16 protein-coding genes are annotated in these 16,355 nt (G+C 70.0%); 10 read left to right on the forward strand and 6 right to left on the reverse strand.

What is annotated here, in order from left to right:
* Window positions 1-54 precede the first annotated feature (54 nt).
* From ACWF82_RS08925 to ACWF82_RS08945, 5 genes are all read left to right on the forward strand, one after another.
* The gene (locus ACWF82_RS08925) at window positions 55-909 is read left to right on the forward strand and encodes a PHP domain-containing protein (RefSeq protein WP_452499462.1); all 855 of its coding nucleotides are present in this window, start codon (window positions 55-57) and stop codon (window positions 907-909) included.
* Window positions 906-1,172, forward strand: coding sequence for a hypothetical protein (locus ACWF82_RS08930; RefSeq protein ID WP_452499464.1), 267 nt, complete (start codon window positions 906-908; stop codon window positions 1,170-1,172). Before ACWF82_RS08925 ends, ACWF82_RS08930 begins: the two co-directional genes overlap by 4 nt.
* Window positions 1,173-1,223: 51 nt before the next feature.
* The gene (locus tag ACWF82_RS08935) at window positions 1,224-2,783 is read left to right on the forward strand and encodes an FAD-binding protein (RefSeq protein WP_452499466.1); all 1,560 of its coding nucleotides are present in this window, start codon (window positions 1,224-1,226) and stop codon (window positions 2,781-2,783) included.
* Window positions 2,784-3,194: 411 nt separating this feature from the next.
* Complete coding sequence (locus ACWF82_RS08940; protein ID WP_452499468.1) at window positions 3,195-4,415, forward strand: NAD(P)-dependent malic enzyme; 1,221 nt, start codon at window positions 3,195-3,197, stop codon at window positions 4,413-4,415.
* Window positions 4,416-4,485: 70 nt separating this feature from the next.
* Window positions 4,486-4,695, forward strand: coding sequence for a hypothetical protein (locus ACWF82_RS08945; RefSeq protein ID WP_452499470.1), 210 nt, complete (start codon window positions 4,486-4,488; stop codon window positions 4,693-4,695).
* 58 nt (window positions 4,696-4,753) lie between these two features.
* Here the strand turns inward: ACWF82_RS08945 and ACWF82_RS08950 are convergent, their stop codons facing one another.
* From ACWF82_RS08950 to ACWF82_RS08965, 4 genes are read right to left on the reverse strand one after another with little or no spacing between them, the layout of a single operon-like run.
* On the reverse strand, window positions 4,754-5,461 hold the full coding sequence (locus ACWF82_RS08950; RefSeq protein WP_452499472.1) for an ABC transporter permease: 708 nt from the start codon (window positions 5,459-5,461) through the stop codon (window positions 4,754-4,756).
* Window positions 5,458-6,171 (reverse strand): ABC transporter permease, encoded by a 714-nt coding sequence (locus ACWF82_RS08955; RefSeq protein WP_452499474.1) that lies wholly within the window; start codon window positions 6,169-6,171, stop codon window positions 5,458-5,460. The genes ACWF82_RS08950 and ACWF82_RS08955 overlap by 4 nt, the downstream gene beginning before the upstream one ends.
* A complete protein-coding gene (locus ACWF82_RS08960; RefSeq protein ID WP_452499476.1) occupies window positions 6,159-7,316 on the reverse strand; it encodes an ABC transporter ATP-binding protein in 1,158 nt (385 codons plus the stop codon). The genes ACWF82_RS08955 and ACWF82_RS08960 overlap by 13 nt, the downstream gene beginning before the upstream one ends.
* 26 nt (window positions 7,317-7,342) lie before the next feature.
* Entirely contained in the window at window positions 7,343-8,227 is an 885-nt protein-coding gene (locus tag ACWF82_RS08965) for an ABC transporter substrate-binding protein (protein WP_452499634.1), read from the reverse strand.
* Between the two features lie 342 nt (window positions 8,228-8,569).
* Here ACWF82_RS08965 and ACWF82_RS08970 point away from each other — a divergent pair, with 342 nt between their 5' ends.
* Entirely contained in the window at window positions 8,570-9,349 is a 780-nt protein-coding gene (locus ACWF82_RS08970) for a glycine betaine ABC transporter substrate-binding protein (protein ID WP_452499478.1), read from the forward strand.
* 28 nt (window positions 9,350-9,377) lie between these two features.
* Here the strand turns inward: ACWF82_RS08970 and ACWF82_RS08975 are convergent, their stop codons facing one another.
* The gene (locus ACWF82_RS08975; RefSeq protein ID WP_452499480.1) at window positions 9,378-9,710 is read right to left on the reverse strand and encodes a hypothetical protein; all 333 of its coding nucleotides are present in this window, start codon (window positions 9,708-9,710) and stop codon (window positions 9,378-9,380) included.
* Between the two features lie 229 nt (window positions 9,711-9,939).
* On the opposite strand from ACWF82_RS08975, the gene ACWF82_RS08980 reads away from it, so the two are divergent.
* Together ACWF82_RS08980 and ACWF82_RS08985 are read left to right on the forward strand one after the other, a co-directional pair.
* Window positions 9,940-10,635, forward strand: coding sequence for a PadR family transcriptional regulator (locus ACWF82_RS08980; protein WP_452499482.1), 696 nt, complete (start codon window positions 9,940-9,942; stop codon window positions 10,633-10,635).
* A gap of 11 nt (window positions 10,636-10,646) precedes the next feature.
* Entirely contained in the window at window positions 10,647-12,122 is a 1,476-nt protein-coding gene (locus tag ACWF82_RS08985; protein ID WP_452499484.1) for a DHA2 family efflux MFS transporter permease subunit, read from the forward strand.
* 139 nt (window positions 12,123-12,261) lie between these two features.
* Here ACWF82_RS08985 and ACWF82_RS08990 read toward each other — a convergent pair whose 3' ends face one another.
* On the reverse strand, window positions 12,262-13,956 hold the full coding sequence (locus ACWF82_RS08990) for a molybdopterin-dependent oxidoreductase (protein ID WP_452499486.1): 1,695 nt from the start codon (window positions 13,954-13,956) through the stop codon (window positions 12,262-12,264).
* 115 nt (window positions 13,957-14,071) lie between these two features.
* On the opposite strand from ACWF82_RS08990, the gene ACWF82_RS08995 reads away from it, so the two are divergent.
* Complete coding sequence (locus tag ACWF82_RS08995) at window positions 14,072-14,500, forward strand: hypothetical protein (RefSeq protein ID WP_452499488.1); 429 nt, start codon at window positions 14,072-14,074, stop codon at window positions 14,498-14,500.
* A 349-nt stretch (window positions 14,501-14,849) separates the two neighbouring features.
* Window positions 14,850-16,334: a DHA2 family efflux MFS transporter permease subunit gene (locus ACWF82_RS09000; RefSeq protein WP_452499490.1), complete on the forward strand. Its 1,485-nt coding sequence runs from the start codon at window positions 14,850-14,852 to the stop codon at window positions 16,332-16,334.
* Window positions 16,335-16,355 lie beyond the last annotated feature (21 nt).

The raw sequence follows: 16,355 nt of genomic DNA on the forward strand, positions 1-16,355 counted from the left end.
CCGAGTCGGCCCAGGACTGCGCACCCGCCGAGACCGCACTGTAAGACTGAGGGTGTGCGCATCGATCTGCATACCCATTCGACCGCCTCCGACGGCACGGACAGCCCGGCCGAGCTGGTGCGTCGCGCCGCGGCGGCCGGCCTCGACGTCGTCGCCATCACCGACCACGACACCACCGCGGGCTGGGCCGAGGCCGAGGCGGCGCGTCCGCCGGGGCTGACGCTGGTGCGCGGCATGGAGATGTCGTGCCAGGGGATGGGGGAGGACGGCAGGCCCGTCCCGGTGCACCTGCTGGCGTACCTGTTCGACCCCACCGACGCGGGTTTCGCCGGGGAACGCGAACGGCTGCGCGCCGAACGGGTGGCCAGGGTGCGCGCGATGGCCGACAAGATGGTGGCCGACGGCCTGCCCATCGATCCCGACGCGGTGCTGGCCGATGCCGGTCCAGCGGCTGGCCGCCCGCATCTGGCGCGGGCGCTGGTCGCGGCGGGCGTGGTCGAGAGCGTCGACGCCGCGTTCCTGGAACTGCTCGCCCCGCACGGGCCGTACTACGCGGAGAAGGCCGACACCCCGCTGACCAGGGCGGTCCAGCTGATCGCCGCCGCGGGTGGCGTCAGCGTGGTGGCCCATGTGCGGGCCCGCAAGCGTGGCAGGCTGCTCGCGCTCGACGAGATCAGGGAGCTGGCCGCGCTCGGGCTGGGCGGACTAGAGATCGACCACCCGGACCACTCCGACGCCGATCGCGCCGTGCTGACCGATCTTTCGGCCGAACTCGGCCTGCTGCGGACCGGCTCCTCGGACTATCACGGCAGCAACAAGACCATCGAGATCGGTGCCTGCCGGACCGATCCCGAACAGTTCGAGGCGCTGATCGGCAAGGCGAGCGGGGTGCCGGTGATCGCCCCGTGACGCTGCTGCGCGGGCTCAGCGGCATCGTCGCGGGCGGGGTGGTCGTGCTGCTCTGCGTGGTGGCCGGTGCCGCGGTGATCGGTTCGCGCAGGGACTTTCCCGGGCCCGGCGCCGAATCGCTGACCTGGCATGTGCTGGCCGCGATCGTCGTCGTCGGCGCGCAGGTCTACGCCGACCGCAGGCGCGGGCCTGCGACGTTCGCCGGCGCGGCGGTAGTCCTGGTCACGGCCGGTGTATTGCTTTGGACACAATGGTGGGGCTGACGGCCACATAGTGGTTGCGCCCGGGTGAACTGTGCCCGAATATTTCTCTTTGTGAGCAACATCGAGACGGATGTTCTGATCCTCGGCGGCGGACCCGCCGGGCTTTGGGCCGCCGTCTCGGCCGCGGGGGCGGGCGCCAGGGTTGTCCTGGTGGACAAGAGTCGTTGCGGTTCCAGTGGTCCTGCGGTCTACGGCACCACCACCCTGTGGGACATCGCGCCCGGTCAGGCCAGGTCGAACGTGGTCGATCGGGCACTCGCGCGCGGCGGTGGTCTCGGTGACACCGCCTGGCTGCACCGGGTGATCGACGAGACCCATCGGCGCTTGCAGGTCTGGTCCGGTATCCGGCACCGGGTACCCGACACCGCGGGCGATGATCCGGTGGTCCACCTGGACGGCGCGAGCTATCTGCGCAGGCTGCGCCGCGGCGCCCTGGAAGCCGGCGTGCGCATTCTCGATCATCATCCGGCGCTGCATCTGCTCGTTGACCCGGCGGGCACGGTGGTCGGCGCCGCGGGCGTCCAGCAGCACAACAAGTTCCGGCCGTGGACCGTTCGCGCGGGCGCGGTGGTCCTCGCGACCGGTGGTTGCGCGTTCCTGTCCGGCGGAGCGGGCACCGACGTCGATACCGGCGAGGGCCTGCTGATGGCGGCCGAGGCCGGGGCCGAGCTGTCCGGCATGGAGTTCTCCGGCGCCTACGGTCTGGCTCCGGTGCTGTCGCGGGTGCATCCGAACCCGGCTGTCGCCCCTGGGCTCTCGGTGCACTTCGCCGTGCTCTACGACGAGTCGGGGATCGAACTCCCCGGCGCGTACCACCCGGCGGCGCTGGGCGCGCTCGCCGACGGCAGGCGGGTCTTCGCCGCGCTGCACGAGGTGCCCGACACGGTCCGGCACTGGCTCGGCAGGCACGGTGCGATCGACTCGGCGGGGCGGGTGCCCGTGCGCGCGGTGCTGGAGGGAACGGTGCTCGGGGCAGGCGGCCTGGCGTTGTCCGGCGCCGACTGCATGACCACCGTCCGCGGGCTCTTCGCCGCGGGCGCCGTCGCGGGCCGGGAAGTCGTCGCGGGCGCGGCGGGTGTGACCGGCGGCCTGCGCGGTGCGTGGGCGCTGGCCTCCGGAACCTGGGCTGGTGTGGGCGCGGCCGCCTTCGCGATGGTCACCGAGCGCGCCTCCAGCGCGCGCCCGGTGCCGGGAGCCGGCCTCGGTCCGCATGCCCACATCGATCCGCGGTCGGTGATCGGCCTGGTGCAGGAGCACACGCTGCCGCTGCGGCGCAGTTATCGGCGCAGTGCGGGCAGCCTGCGCGACAGTATCGCCGAGCTGGATACGATGTGGCCGGGCGCGCGGTTCGAACTGGGCGGCATCGGCGCTGGGCAGCTGCGGGCCAGGCAGGCGGCGGCCCTGCTCGCGGTCGCGCGGTGGGCGGGCTACAGCGCGCTCGTCCGCACCGAGAGCCGCGGCATCCACCGGCGCATCGACCATCCCGACGTGGTCGCGCACTGGCGGGTCCGGCAGCGCTGTGGCGGGCTCGACGACGTCTGGGTCCGCCGGGCCGATTCGCCCGATCCGTGGGACGGCGAGCTCACCGCGAGCCGACCCGCCGCGGTGTGATTGTTCACCGGATGTTCCGCGCCAGCTGCGAGTTTTCTCTAACGCCATGGCAATTCGGCGCCGTTACCCTCGACACATGACGCTCGACCGGATGACACACGGGACCGGTTTGGCAACTGGTGGGCAGGGCTGGCAGAATGTTGCGGATTCCCTACCCTTGCCACCGCCGGGTTCGGGGAACATGGTGACCCTTCGCCTCGCGACGCACCGTCGCGGTCTGGGGTCGACCCGTTTATCTGCCCGGACCACCCGTCCGGCTCCGCTCGGCGGATCAGTGCCGCGCCGCGCGACCGGTTTTCTCCGGTATTCGCCCTGGCTGCGCACCCCATGAGCGTCATGCAATTCCGTAATCCCGATATACCCGGCGGTAACCGTCCCCCGGTTGAGTCCGACTCGAGCAGGAGTGAAATCGTGTCACCTGTGACTGACGCACCGAATGCCACCGCGGCGCCCCAGGCCGATGACGCAGCGAGCCTTGCTGCCATCACCCACGACGAGATCTTCGCGGGTCACCTCGGCGGCAAGCTGTCGGTCGAGCTCAGTGCCCCGCTCGAGACCCAGCGTGATCTGTCCATCGCCTACACCCCCGGTGTCGCCCAGGTCAGCCGTGCGATCGCGGAGGACGCCGCGCTCACCAAGACCTACACCTGGACCGATCGCCTCGTGGTCGTTGTCAGCGACGGCACCGCCGTGCTCGGCCTCGGCGACATCGGCCCGCGGGCCTCGCTGCCCGTGATGGAGGGCAAGGCCGCGCTGTTCAAGAAGTTCGCGGGCCTGAACTCGATCCCGCTGGTGCTCGACACCACCGATCCGGACGAGATCGTCCAGACGCTGATCCACCTGCGCCCGAGCTTCGGCGCGGTCAACCTCGAGGACATCTCGGCGCCGCGCTGCTTCGAGATCGAGCGGCGCGTCATCGAGGCGCTGGACTGCCCCGTCATGCACGACGACCAGCACGGCACCGCCATCGTGGTGCTGGCCGCCCTCAAGGGCGCGGCCGCGCAGCAGGGCCGGGACATGTCGGCGCTGAAGGTCGTGGTGTCCGGTGCCGGTGCGGCCGGTGTGGCCTGCGCCAACATCCTGCTCGCCGCCGGCGTCCCCGATGTGGTCGTGCTCGACTCCAAGGGCATCGTGAGTTCCGGCCGCGGCGACCTCAACGAGGTGAAGGCCGAGCTGGCCGCCCGCAGCAACCCGCGCGGTCTGACCGGTGGCGCCGCCGAGGCCCTCGCCGGTGCCGACGTGTTCCTCGGCCTGTCCGCGGGCACCATTCCCGAGGAGCTCATCGCCTCGATGGCGCCGAAGTCGATCGTGTTCGCCATGTCGAACCCGGACCCGGAGATCCACCCCGAGGTGGCCGCCAAGTACGCCGCGATCGTGGCGACCGGCCGCAGCGACTTCCCGAACCAGATCAACAACGTGCTCGCCTTCCCCGGCGTGTTCAAGGGTGCGCTGGACGCGGGCGCGCGCCGGATCACCGAGGGCATGAAGGTCGCCGCGGCCGACGCCATCTTCGGTGTCGTCGCCGACGAGCTGTCCGTCGACCGGATCATCCCCAGCCCGCTGGACCCGCGCGTCGCTCCGGCGGTCGCCGAGGCCGTGGCCGAGGCCGCCCGCCGCGAGGGCGTCGCCTAGTCAGCAGTCACCCGGAAGCGCCCCGTTCCCCGGAACGGGGCGCTTCCGCGTTGTCTGGGATCATCGAGTGATGACCACGATCACCGTGCAGCTGCCCGACGAGGTGCACGCCCAGCTCGCCGACGCCGCCGATGCCGATGGCCTGTCGATGAACGCGGCCGTCGTGACGGCTGTTCAGGAGTGGATTCAGTCGCGGGCCCAGCGGATACAGGAGCGCGCCCGGATGCAGCAGGTACTGGCGGCAGATCCGCACTTGCGCGCACTGCTCGGCGACGACTGATCACCGCTCGAGCGGCACGTCGGCAACGGCCCGGCGGACCCGCGCTGATCGGCCTGGACTACTCCGTGACAAGTGCCACGTCGGTGCCGGCGACCGTCCCTCGCGCGAGTCGTCCACTGCCCGGCGCGCTGACCCAGACCGCCGCGGCCAGGATCGCGTCGAGCACCAGCGCGAGCACCGCCACCAGCAGCGCGCCGACCAGTACCAGGTCGTAGCGGTAGAGGCCGATGCCGTCGAAGATGTAGCGGCCGAGCCCGCCAAGGTTGACGTAGGCGGCGATGGTCGCGGTGGCGACCACCTGCAGCGTGGCGCCGCGCAACCCGCCCAGTATCACCGGTAGGGCGTTGGGGATCTCGACCCGGAACAGGATCTGCCGCTCGGTCATCCCCATCGCGCGCGAGGCGTCGACGACATCGGCGGCCACGTTGGCAATGCCCGCGTACGCGCCGGCCAGCAGCGGCGGAACGCCGACGGTGATCAGGGCGAGCAGCGGCGGGATCAGCCCGAGCCCGAGCAGCAGCACCAGGAAGGTGAGCAGACCCAGCGTCGGCAGCGCGCGCATGGCATTGGCGAAACCGACCAGCAGCGCGCTGCCCCGCCGGGTGTGCCCGATGACCAGACCCAGCGGCACCGCGATCACCGCCGACAGCGCGACGGCGAGGAAGCTGTACCAGAGGTGCTGCAGCAGACGCTGATCGATACCGGCGGGCCCACCCCAATTCGCGCCATCGGTGAGATAGCTCCACGCATCGACGAACAGATTCATGGCGCGTCCTCCCGCCCAGCTCTGTCGCGCGCCGTGGTCACGTGCGCTGCCGGCTCCCGCGGTCGTGCCACGCGCGCGTCGGCGCGGGTCCACGGTGTGGCGAGCCTGCCGAGCAGGAATACCAGCCGGTCGAAGATGAGCGCGAGCATGAGCGTGACGATGATGCCCGCGACGATCTGGTCCGGGTAGTCGCGCTGATAGCCCTGGGTGAACAGCTTGCCGAGCCCGCCGACGCCGATCAGCGCGCCCACCGACACCATCGCGATATTGGTGACCACCACGACGCGCAGCGTCGAGACGAACACCGGCAGCGCCAGTGGCATGTCGACGGTGAGCGTGCGGCGCAGCCTGCCGAATCCGATCGCATCGGCCGCGTCGACCACACCGGCGGGCACGGTATCCAGCGCGGTCGGCACCGCGATCAGCAGCAGCGCCGTCGAATACACGGTCAGCGCGATGATGACGTTCAGCGGATCGATCGCCGAGATGCCGACCAGCGGCGGGATGATCACGAACAGCGCCAGCGAGGGAATGGTGTAGGCCAGGCTCGACGCCGTCGTGGTGATCCGCCTTGCCCAGTCGCGGGCGTGGATCACCGCGCCGAACGGGATCGCGATCGCCAGTCCGAGCAGTAGCGGCACCAGCGCGAGCACCAGGTGGGTGCGGGTGATCGCCATGATGCCGGCGAAGTTGTCGATCAGGTATCGCACGGGACATCCTGGTCGAAGAACTCCCGGTTCCGCCGCGCGTCCTCGATGCCACGCTGCTCGGCGAGCTGGGTGAGCACGTCGACGGCCAGCAATCCGCCGCGCACGGCACCCGTGTCGTCGACGGCGACGCCGATGCCCGACGGCGAGGAGATCGCCGCGTCCAGCGCCTGCCGCAGGTCACCGTCCGGGGTGAACAGCGAGCCGCCCGCGGACAGGCTCGCCGCCAGGGACTTTCCGGCGCGGACCGCCTCGACCCCGGTGACATCCACCCAGCCGCCCGGCTTGCCGTCGGCGTCGACCACCAGCGCCCATTCGCCCTGTGCCAGCCGCAATCCGGCGACCCCGTCGGCCTCGACGGTCCGGATCGGCGCCAGCGCGACGGCATCGGCGGTGCGGAACGACAGCGCGCGGTAGCCGCGATCCCGGCCGACGAACCCCGCGACGAAATCGGTGGCAGGCTGGGCGAGGACCCGCTCGGGCGCGTCGAACTGCTGCAACACCCCACCGCGCCCGAACACCGCGATCTGGTCGCCGAGGGTGATCGCCTCGTCGATATCGTGGGTCACGAACACGATCGTCTTGTGCAGTTCGGCCTGCAGCCGCCGCATCTCGGACTGCAACTCCGCCCGCACCACCGGATCGACGGCACTGAACGGCTCGTCCATCAGCAGCACCGGCGGATCGGCGGCCAGCGCCCGCGCCACCCCGACACGCTGCTGCTGACCACCCGAGAGCTGCGCCGGATACCGTTCGGCCAGAACACGATCGAGACCGACCCGGTCGAGCACCGCCAGCGCGGCGGCGCGCGCGGACTTGCGGGACGCGCCGAGCAGCATCGGCACCGTGGCCACATTGTCGATCACCTTGCGATGGGGCAGCAGCCCGCCGCTCTGGATCACATAGCCGATGCCGAGGCGCAGCCGCACCGGGTCGACCGTCGCGATATCGCGGCCGTCGATCGTGACGGTGCCCGCGCTGGGATTCACCATCCGGTTGATCATCCGCATCGAGGTGGTCTTGCCGCAGCCGGACGGGCCGACGAACACGGTGAACGAGCCCGATTCGATCCGCAGATTCAGCGCGCGGACCGCCTGGGTGCCGTCCGGATAGGTCTTCTCGATACCGCGGAATTCGATGTCGGACAAGGGTTCTCCTAGCGCCTCGAGAGCGCCTAGGCGATGGGGGCGTTGAGCCCCTGCGCGGTGATCCAGGCGAGTGCGGCGGCCTTCGGTTCGATCTTGCTGTCCCCCGAGACGGCCGTGTTCAGGGAGATCAGCTCGGTGGTGGTGAGTTTTGCCGACACTGCGTCGAGCACCGCCACCGCTTTGTCGGTCTTCTTGGCGGCATTGAACAGCGGCACCACGTTCTGGGCCGCGAAATTGTTCTTCGGATCGGCGAGGACGACGAGGTTGTTCTGTGCGATCGCGGGGGAGGTGGTGAAGATATCGGCCGCGGTGACCTGGCCCTCGACCAGCGCGCGCACCGTCGCGGGCCCGCCGCCGTCGGCGATCGGCACGAAATCGGCGTCGCCGATCTCGAGGCCGTAGGTCTTCTTCAGGCCGGGCAGGCCGCCGGGCCGCTGCGCGAATTCCGCGGGCGCGCCGAATGTCACGTCGGCCGAATGCGGGGCCAGGTCGGCGATGCTGCGCAGGTTCCACCGGTCGGCGGTCTCGCGGGTGACGACCACCGCGTCGGAGTCCTGGCCGGGGGCCGGCGTCGCGATGGCCAGGTCGCTGCCGAGGGCGGCGGTCAGCGCCGCGTTCACCTCCGGCTCCGCGGTGGCGGTGGCGTCGGAGTCCAGGTACTGCAACAGGTTTCCGGTGTACTCCGGGATGAGCGAGATCGCGCACTGGCGTAATGCGGGGATATAGGCCTCGCGACTGCCGATGTTGAACTTCGTGTCGACCTTGAAGCCGTTGATCCGCAGGACCTCGGTGTAGATGTTGGCCACGGTCTCGGACTCGGGGAAATTGGCCGAGCCGATGATCAGGGCGTCGCTGGCGCAATCACCCTTGGCGGCCAGCGGATCGGAGTTGCCGCACGCGGAGACGATCATGGCGGCGGCCAGCGCGACAGCGGCTGCCAGCACCCGGCCCGCCCGTGCCGCGAGGCGGCGTGCCGGGCGGCGTTGTCTATGCGAAGAGGAGGAGAACGCGGTTTTCACTGGTGTCCTTCCGGCAAAGGCGGGCAGTGCGCTGTGCATGCGACCCGGGGGCCGCAGGTACATTCTGGTTGGTAATACTGCCCGCGTCGCGCCGAATTGCGTGGGTTGACCGCAAATACAGGAAGTTGGTGTCGCGGGATGGTGGCGGGTGCGGTGCGCCGGACAGTCGCTGCGCTACTGGTCACTACCTGGTCTTTCGCCGCCGTTTCCTGTGCGGCTGACGAGGCGCGGACGGTGGTCGCGGTTGGCGCTGATTCCTCGGCCGAATCGATTGTGCTCGCGGAGATCTATTCACAGGCACTGGCTCGGACCGGTACCGAGACCACTGTCGTCCGCGGCTCGACCTCTCCGGCCGCTGATCTCGACGCGGGCCGGATCGCGGTGCTGCCCGCCCGCGACGGTGGACTGCTCGATCGCTGGAACCCGTCCGCGCAGGCGCGCACACCCGAGGCCGTGGTGGCCGCCGTCAATGCCTCGCTCCCGCAGGGTCTGTCGGTCTCCGACGCCGCCGACGGGACCGACCTGCGGTCCCGGCTGTTGGTCACCGAGGAGTTCGCGAGCCGCGACGGCGTGCGCACGGTCGCCGCGCTCGTCCCGCGCTGTGCCGAGTTGAAAGCTGGTTACGCCGAGCTACCCGGACTCGCCGGCGCCGCGCCGTCACCGGGCCTGATCTCCGGCTGCGCTTTCGCCACGACCACGCACTACCCCGATCCGCAGGAGCTGCGAAAAGCTGTGCAGGACGGGGAGATCCAGGTGGGAATCGTCAACGGACCACCGGCCGACGCCGATTCGGCGGGGCTCGTAGTCCTCGACGACCCGAAATACGCGCTGCGCGCCCAGAACCTGCTCGCCGTCTACCGCTCGGGCATCTTCGACCGCGCTCAGCTGAAGAAGCTCAACTACGTCGCCGGTGAACTCACCACCGAGGGCCTGGTCGACCTCGTGCGCCAGGTCGACACCGGTACCGACCCGGCCGCCGCCGCGCGCGCCTGGCTCGACGCCCACGGACTCTAGCCACGCCGACGCGGAACACCGAGCGGACTCAGCGCGTCGGTGTGATCCGGATGTCGAGCTTTCCGGCGAACGTCGCATCCTCGATGGCCACGTCGGCATTGGCCGGGATGGAACACAGCATGGTGACGCCACCTCGGGCCACGTCGATGGTCGCGGCGGTGAGTTCTTCGTCGCTGCCCCGGCGTTCCTGGATGAACTTGGTGATGGTCACCCGCTGGGTATCGGCATCCTGATCCAGGTAATCGTGACAAGACGTGTCGCCCCCACGGTTGAGCGCTCGGTCGATATCGGCGCAGCTCGCGGTCGTTGCGGCGAGTGCGAGCAATGCCGTGGCCGCGGACCGGAATCGATGTGCCCCCACAGTGATCCCCCAAGATCGTCGAACACTCCCAGTGTACGGCCGCTCGGGTCGGGCCCGGCGAAAAATATCGGCTGTGCGGTGAACTCGGCAAGCCGAGCGGGGCGTCGATCACATCGCATCGGTGAGCGAGTAGTCCGTGGTTGCCCGCCCATGTTTCGCGCCGTATATTCCTACTGGAATATTTGGTGTGGAACAGTCCCGCGCGGGGCGTGGGAGTGGAGGTGGAGCTGTGGGGCAGCCGGGACGCAATGCGATGACGCCGTTGGCGATCGCGGTGCTCGCGCTACTCGACGAGCGGCCCATGCATCCGTACGAGATGTATCAGCTGCTGATCGCGCGCCGGGAGGATCTGCTGATCAAGGTGCGACCGGGGTCGCTTTATCACGCGGTGGCCCGGCTTGTGGCGGATGAGATGGTGCGGGCCGAAGGGACCGAGCGGGAGGGGAATCGGCCCGAGCGCACCACGTATCGGATCACCGACGCCGGGCGGGCCGCGCTGCGGGGGCGGATAGCCGAGTTGCTGCGCACGCCGGTGCGGGAGTATCCGATTTTCCCGGTGGCGCTGGCCGAGGCGCACAACCTCCCGCTCGAACAGGTCGTCGCGTTGCTCGGTGAGCGTGTCGAACAGCAGGGCCAGGCGCTGGCCGATATCGACGCGATGATCGAGTGGACGCGGGTCAACGAGGTGCCGCGCCGGCACCGCGTCGTCCTGGAATACATGCGCGCGACGATCCAGGCCGATCTCGACTGGATCCAGCGGTTCACCGCCGAACTCGACAGCGGCGCCGTCGAGTGGGAGCGGTTCGATCCGGTCACCGGCGAGCGGCTCACCCCCGACACCGTGACCGCCAACGAATGGCCGACCCCGCACGCACCCGACCCAGATGGACGGCCGGCGCCGCCCGTAGCTGACGTCTCCCGATAGGACCGAATTCGATGACCACCCAACGTAATCCGTGGCTGGCGCTGTTCGCGCTGGTGGTCGGGTTCTTCATGATCCTGCTCGACATGACGATCGTCGCGGTCGCCAACCCGGCGATCATGGAGGACCTGAACAGCGACATCTCCAACGTCATCTGGGTGACCAGCGCGTACCTGCTCACCTACGCGGTGCCGCTGCTGGTCACCGGCCGCCTCGGCGACAAGTACGGCCCCAAGAACATCTATCTGATCGGCCTGGCGATCTTCACCGGCGCCTCGCTGTGGTGTGGCCTGTCCGGCAGCATCGGCATGCTGATCGCCGCCAGGGCCGCCCAGGGCATCGGCGCCGCGCTGATGACGCCACAGACGATGGCCGTCATCACCCGCACCTTCGCGCCGGACAAGCGCGGCGCCGCGATGGGCCTGTGGGGCGGCGTCGCCGGCCTCGCGACGCTGGTCGGCCCGATCCTGGGCGGTGTGCTGGTCGACACCCTCGGCTGGCAGTGGATCTTCTTCGTCAACGTGCCGGTCGGCATCATCGCGTTCGGGCTGGCCATGTGGCTGGTACCCGCGCTGCCGACCAGCGACCACAAGTTCGACCTCGTCGGTGTCGCGCTCAGCGGTATCGGCATGTCGGCGCTGGTGTTCGGTATCCAGGAGGGCAATGCGAACGACTGGTCGCTGCGGATCTGGCTGCTGATCGGGTTCGGCGCGCTCATGCTGGTGGCGTTCGTGGTCAACCAGGCCAGGAACCGGGGCGAGCCGCTGGTGCCGATGAGCCTGTTCCGCGACCGCAACTTCTCGCTGTCGAACACGGCGATCGCCGCGATGGGCGCCGCGGTCACCTCGATGATGGTGCCCTCGTACTTCTATCTGCAGGCCGTGCGGGAGATGTCGCCGACCGCCTCGGCGCTGGTCTTCGCGCCGATGGCGATCGTCACCGGTGTCACCGCGCCGTTCGTCGGCAAGTTCTCGGACCGGCTGCCGCCCCGGCTGGTGCCGACCATCGGTTTCACGCTGTTCGCCGGCTCGGTCTTCGCCTTCGCCGCGCTGATGACACCGGATTCGCCGATCATCCTGTTCCTGACCGCCGCCGCCGTCGCCGGCCTGGCCAACGCGTGCATCTGGGCGCCACTGGCCTCGACGGCCACACACAACCTGCCGATCGCCCAGGCCGGTGCGGGCGCCGGTGTCTACAACACCACCCGCCAGGTGGGTTCGGTGCTCGGCAGCGCCGCGATCAGCGCGTTGATCGCCGCCCGCCTGACCGCCAACGGCCTCGGCGGTGGCGCCCCGGTCGGCGAGGGCACGGCCACCGGCCCTCTCCCACCCCAGATCCTCGACGAGTTCAGCACCTCACTGTCCCAGTCGATGCTGCTCCCCGCCGCCATCCTGCTCATCGGCGTCATCGCCTCGGCCCTGTTCGTCGGGCACGGGAAGTCCGGCGCTGGCCGGGCATCCGAACCGGCGAAAGCCGACGCGAGCGCCTGATATCGCCGCGCCGTCCGCGGTTACGGCCACCGTCGTACCTTGGCGAGTGCCGTGGCTTCCGCCGGATCGGTCAGCAGTCGCGCAGCTTTCTGGTGGGCTCGATTCGGTGGTTCCGCACGCCCGGCGGCAGGCTGTGCCGCTACTGCACCTGGATGGTGAGGGTGGGGTAGCCGGTGGCGCCGTCCGGGATGACGTCCTGCTGGAGCGCCGTCTGTGGGATGCCGGTGGTGTCGGTGGTGCGGGCGCGGAGGGTGTGCTGGCCGGGGGTGGCGTCCCAGTCGTAGACCCATTGGCGCCAGGTGTCGATGGAGACCTCGGTGGACAGGCGGGCTGGTCGCCAGTCGCCGTTGTCGATCTGGACTTCGACGGCGGTGACGCCGCGGTGCTGGGCCCACGCGACACCGGCGATCGTGGTGCGGCCCTGGGGAATCCGGCCGCGGCCGCGCGGGGTATCGATGCGGGTGCCGGTTTTGATCGGGCCCTGCGCCGACCAGCCGCGGCGGGTCCAGTAGGCGGTGGCCTTGTCGAAGCGGGTGACCTCGAGTTCGGTGACCCATTTGGTGGCCGAGACATAGCCGTAGAGGCCGGGCACGATCAGCCGGGCGGGGTAGCCGTGCTGGATCGGGAGCGGTTCGCCGTTCATGCCGATCGCCAGCAGCGCGTCGCGACCGTCGGTGAGTGCCGTGAGTGGTGTGCCGGCGGTCCAGCCGTCCGCGCTGGTCGAGAGCACCATGTCGGCGTCGGGGAGTGGGCCCGCTTCGGCGAGGAGTTCGTCGAGCCGGTAGCCGAGCCAGCGGGCGTTGCCGATCAGGTCGCCGTTGATCGGGTTGGAGACGCAGGCCAGCGTCACCAGCTTTTCGACCGGTACGCGGCGCGCGAGATCGTCCCAGGTGAGGGTGATTTCGCGGTCGACCATGCCGTGGATGCGCAGCGACCACGAGTCTGTGGACACCTGGGGAACGATCAGCGCGGTGTCGATCCGGTAGAACTCGCTGTTCGAGGTGAGAAACGGAGTAAGGCCGGGAACCCGCAGGTCGGCGTCCGGCGGCAGACCGGGCAGCGGGGTCGCGGGGCCGGGCAGTTCGACGGTCGCCCGCTCGGCTGAGATATCGGTGCGCGCCCCGCCCAGCAGTCGTCCCCCCAGCCCGGCGCCGACGGCGAACAGGCCGGTGGCCGCGATCCCGCCGAGCACTCGTCGCCGCCCGGTGCTTGCCTGGCCGGCGTCTGTCTGACCGGAGTCAGCCTGACCGGCGTCTGTTTGACCCGAGCCGGCGCGCCCAGCGTCGATCTGACCGGCATCGATGGTCCCCGTGCCTGCCGGCCCTGCACTGGCCGACCCGGCAGCCCCTGCACCAGCGGTCCCCGTGCCGGCCGATCTGTCGCTGGTAGCTCCATTCCCCAGCGTTTCCGCTGCGGCGGTGTCGATTCGCCGGGTGAGTCCCCGCAACGCGAGTATCCCTGCGGCAGTACCGATCAGCGCGGGCAACGCCCCGCTGATGCCACCGACCCGGCCGGTCCCGACAACGGCGGCGAGCACCCCGAAGACGCCGAAGACGATCGAGCCGACCGGCCGGGTGGTGCGTTCGACGGCACCCGCCAGACCGGCGACGACCACCGCCACGACACCCATGCACCCGAACAACACGGCCTTGTCGTTCGTCCCGAAGGTCTGGATCGCCCATTCCCGGATCCCGTCGGGCGTGTGGTCGACGACGCTCGCCCCGAGCGCGTACGCGGGCGCACTGCCCGCCCCGGTGAACACCGCGACCAGTTCGGCCACACCGAGGACCAGTGCGGCAGCCACGATCCCGGCCAAGACCCGCAAGAACGCCATGGGGCGAGCCTACTTCCGCCCGCGGTGACCGATTCGTGACGGCCGAACGCCTGCGGGAGCACGTTCCCGAAAACTACACTGCGTAGTAGAACTGAACCCTGCGGCAGGAGAACCCATGCCCGAGACGACAGCACCCGAGACCACCCTGCGCACCGCGACGGCGGTCTTCGCCGTCGCCCTGCTCGTCCACGGCGCCGACCACCTACGGCGCGGAATGGATGTCACGTCGGCGTTGGTGAACGCCCTCGGCTCACTGCAACTGCTGTTCGCGCTGTTCACCGTGTTCCTGGTGATCCGCGGGCACCCGGCAGCGCCACGGGCCGCGGTCCTGATCGGCTTCGCGAGCGCGCTCGGCTTCACCGTCGTCCACCTGCTGCCCGACTGGTTCGGCCCGCTGAGCGACAGCTTCATCGCCGCACCCGCCGAGAACCGCGTCACCGGCTTCTCCTGGTTCGCGGCTCTGTTCGAGATCACCGCCGATCTCGCCATCGCGCTCGCCGCGCTCCGTGTCCTCCGCGAGCGCTCGACGGCCATTCCTGCCTGATCCGAGGTGGCGGGTCGTCCGTACTCCGGTGTCTGTGCGGTGACGGTGAAGTATGGTGAACCGCCGACCGGGAGGCGCGGATCACCGCGATCCGTCGGCGGCATCAAAATACCGGCGACCGGCCGGTTTCTTCTGTTCATTCTTTTCTCACCGCTGGTGACGAATCGCGGTGCCGGTATGGAGATCCGGGCGGATCGGTGATTCGGGTCACCACCCGGCTCGCGGCGATACCCGCGGTGAGGTTCGCGCCACGCGGCAGACGGTTCCGGAACACCCGGTATTCACCTGCCTGCGGAACCTTCGCCGCGTATCCGGATCTCCCCGGGCGCTGAGCAGAGGAACCGAAACCGTGACGTCCCAACGTAATCCGTGGTGGGCGCTGGCCGCGCTGATCGTCGGCTATTTCATGATCCTGATGGACATGACCATCGCCGCGGTCGCCAACCCGGCCATCATGAGCGACCTGGACGCCGACGTCACCGAGGTCATCTGGGTCACCAGCGCCTACCTGCTCGGCTTCGCGGTCCCGCTGCTCGCCGCAGGCCGGCTCGGCGACCGGGTGGGACCCAAGTACCTGTATCTCGCCGGCCTGACTGTATTCACGCTGGCCTCGCTGTGGTGTGGCCTGTCCGGCACCGTCGACATGCTGATCGTGGCGCGCGGCGTCCAGGGCATCGGCGCCGCGCTGCTCGTCCCGCAGACGATGGCGGTGATCGCTCGCATCTTCCCGGCCGATCAGCGTGGTGCGGCGATGGGCGTGTGGGGCAGCGCGGCCGGGCTGGCGACCCTGGTCGGCCCGCTGCTCGGCGGTGTCCTGGTGGACAGCCTCGGCTGGCAGTGGATCTTCTTCCTCAACATCCCCGTCGGCATCCTCGCGCTGGCGCTCGGCGCCTGGCTGCTGCCCGTCCTGCCGACCGGCATGCGCCGCTTCGACCTGGTCGGCGTGCTGCTCAGCGGCATCGGCCTGTTCCTGCTGGTGTACGGCATCCAGGAGGGCGAGAATCAGGACTGGTCGGCCCAGGTGTGGCTGCTCATCGGCGGCGGACTGGTGACGATGGTCGTGTTCGTCATCCACCAGGCGCAGGCCGACGGTGAGCCGCTGGTGCCGCTGAGTCTGTTCCGGGACCGCAATTTCGCGCTGTCGAGCCTGGCCGTCGCGGCGATGGGCGTCGGGTTCAACGCGGCGATGGTGCCCGCCTACTTCTACTTTCAGGGGGTCCGCGGGCTCTCGCCCACCGCGGCGGCGCTGGTCCTCGCGCCGATGGCGCTGGGCACCGTGGTCTGCGCGCCGCTGGCAGGCCGCTTCTCCGCGCGGCTGCACCCCGCTGTCCTGCCCGGCGTCGGTTTCGCGCTGCTGGCGAGCGTCATCGGCGGACTAGCGCTGCTGGTGGCCGACCCTGATGCCCCGCTGGTGGTCTTCGCGGTGATCGCGGCCTTCGGCGGAGTGGCCAACGGCTTCATCTGGGCGCTGCTGCCCGCCATCGCCACCAGGAACCTGCCCGCGCATCAGTCCGGTGCCGGGTCCGGGGTCTACAGCACCACCCGCCAGCTGGGCGCGGTACTCGGCAGCGCGGCCATCGCCGCCCTGATCGCGGCGCGACTGTCGGCGCACGGTTTCGACGGCGAGGCGGATGTGCACGGCGCGGTGACCGGCACCGTGCCGCCGGCGCTGCGGGCCGCGTTCAGCGCGGCGATGAGCGAGGCGATGTACCTGCCCGGGCTCGCCCTGCTGGCCGGGGTGATCGCCTCGACACTGTTCGTGCGCAACCGCCCGGAGCCATTGCCCGCCCCGGCCACCGTGCCCGCCCGGGATCCCGAACTCGTCTCGCTGTGACTCAGAAACTCGAAACGGCCG

The sequence above is a fragment of the Nocardia sp. NPDC055053 genome, from assembly GCF_053608285.1.

Coding starts and splice junctions, on each gene's coding strand:
- ACWF82_RS08945 (WP_452499470.1), top strand. CDS start 4,486: ATGACCACGATCACCGTGCAGCTGCCCGACGAGGTGCACGCCCAGCTC.
- ACWF82_RS08950 (WP_452499472.1), bottom strand. CDS start 5,461: ATGAATCTGTTCGTCGATGCGTGGAGCTATCTCACCGATGGCGCGAAT.
- ACWF82_RS08965 (WP_452499634.1), bottom strand. CDS start 8,227: ATGATCGTCTCCGCGTGCGGCAACTCCGATCCGCTGGCCGCCAAGGGT.
- ACWF82_RS08985 (WP_452499484.1), top strand. CDS start 10,647: ATGACCACCCAACGTAATCCGTGGCTGGCGCTGTTCGCGCTGGTGGTC.
- ACWF82_RS08990 (WP_452499486.1), bottom strand. CDS start 13,956: ATGGCGTTCTTGCGGGTCTTGGCCGGGATCGTGGCTGCCGCACTGGTC.
- ACWF82_RS08995 (WP_452499488.1), top strand. CDS start 14,072: ATGCCCGAGACGACAGCACCCGAGACCACCCTGCGCACCGCGACGGCG.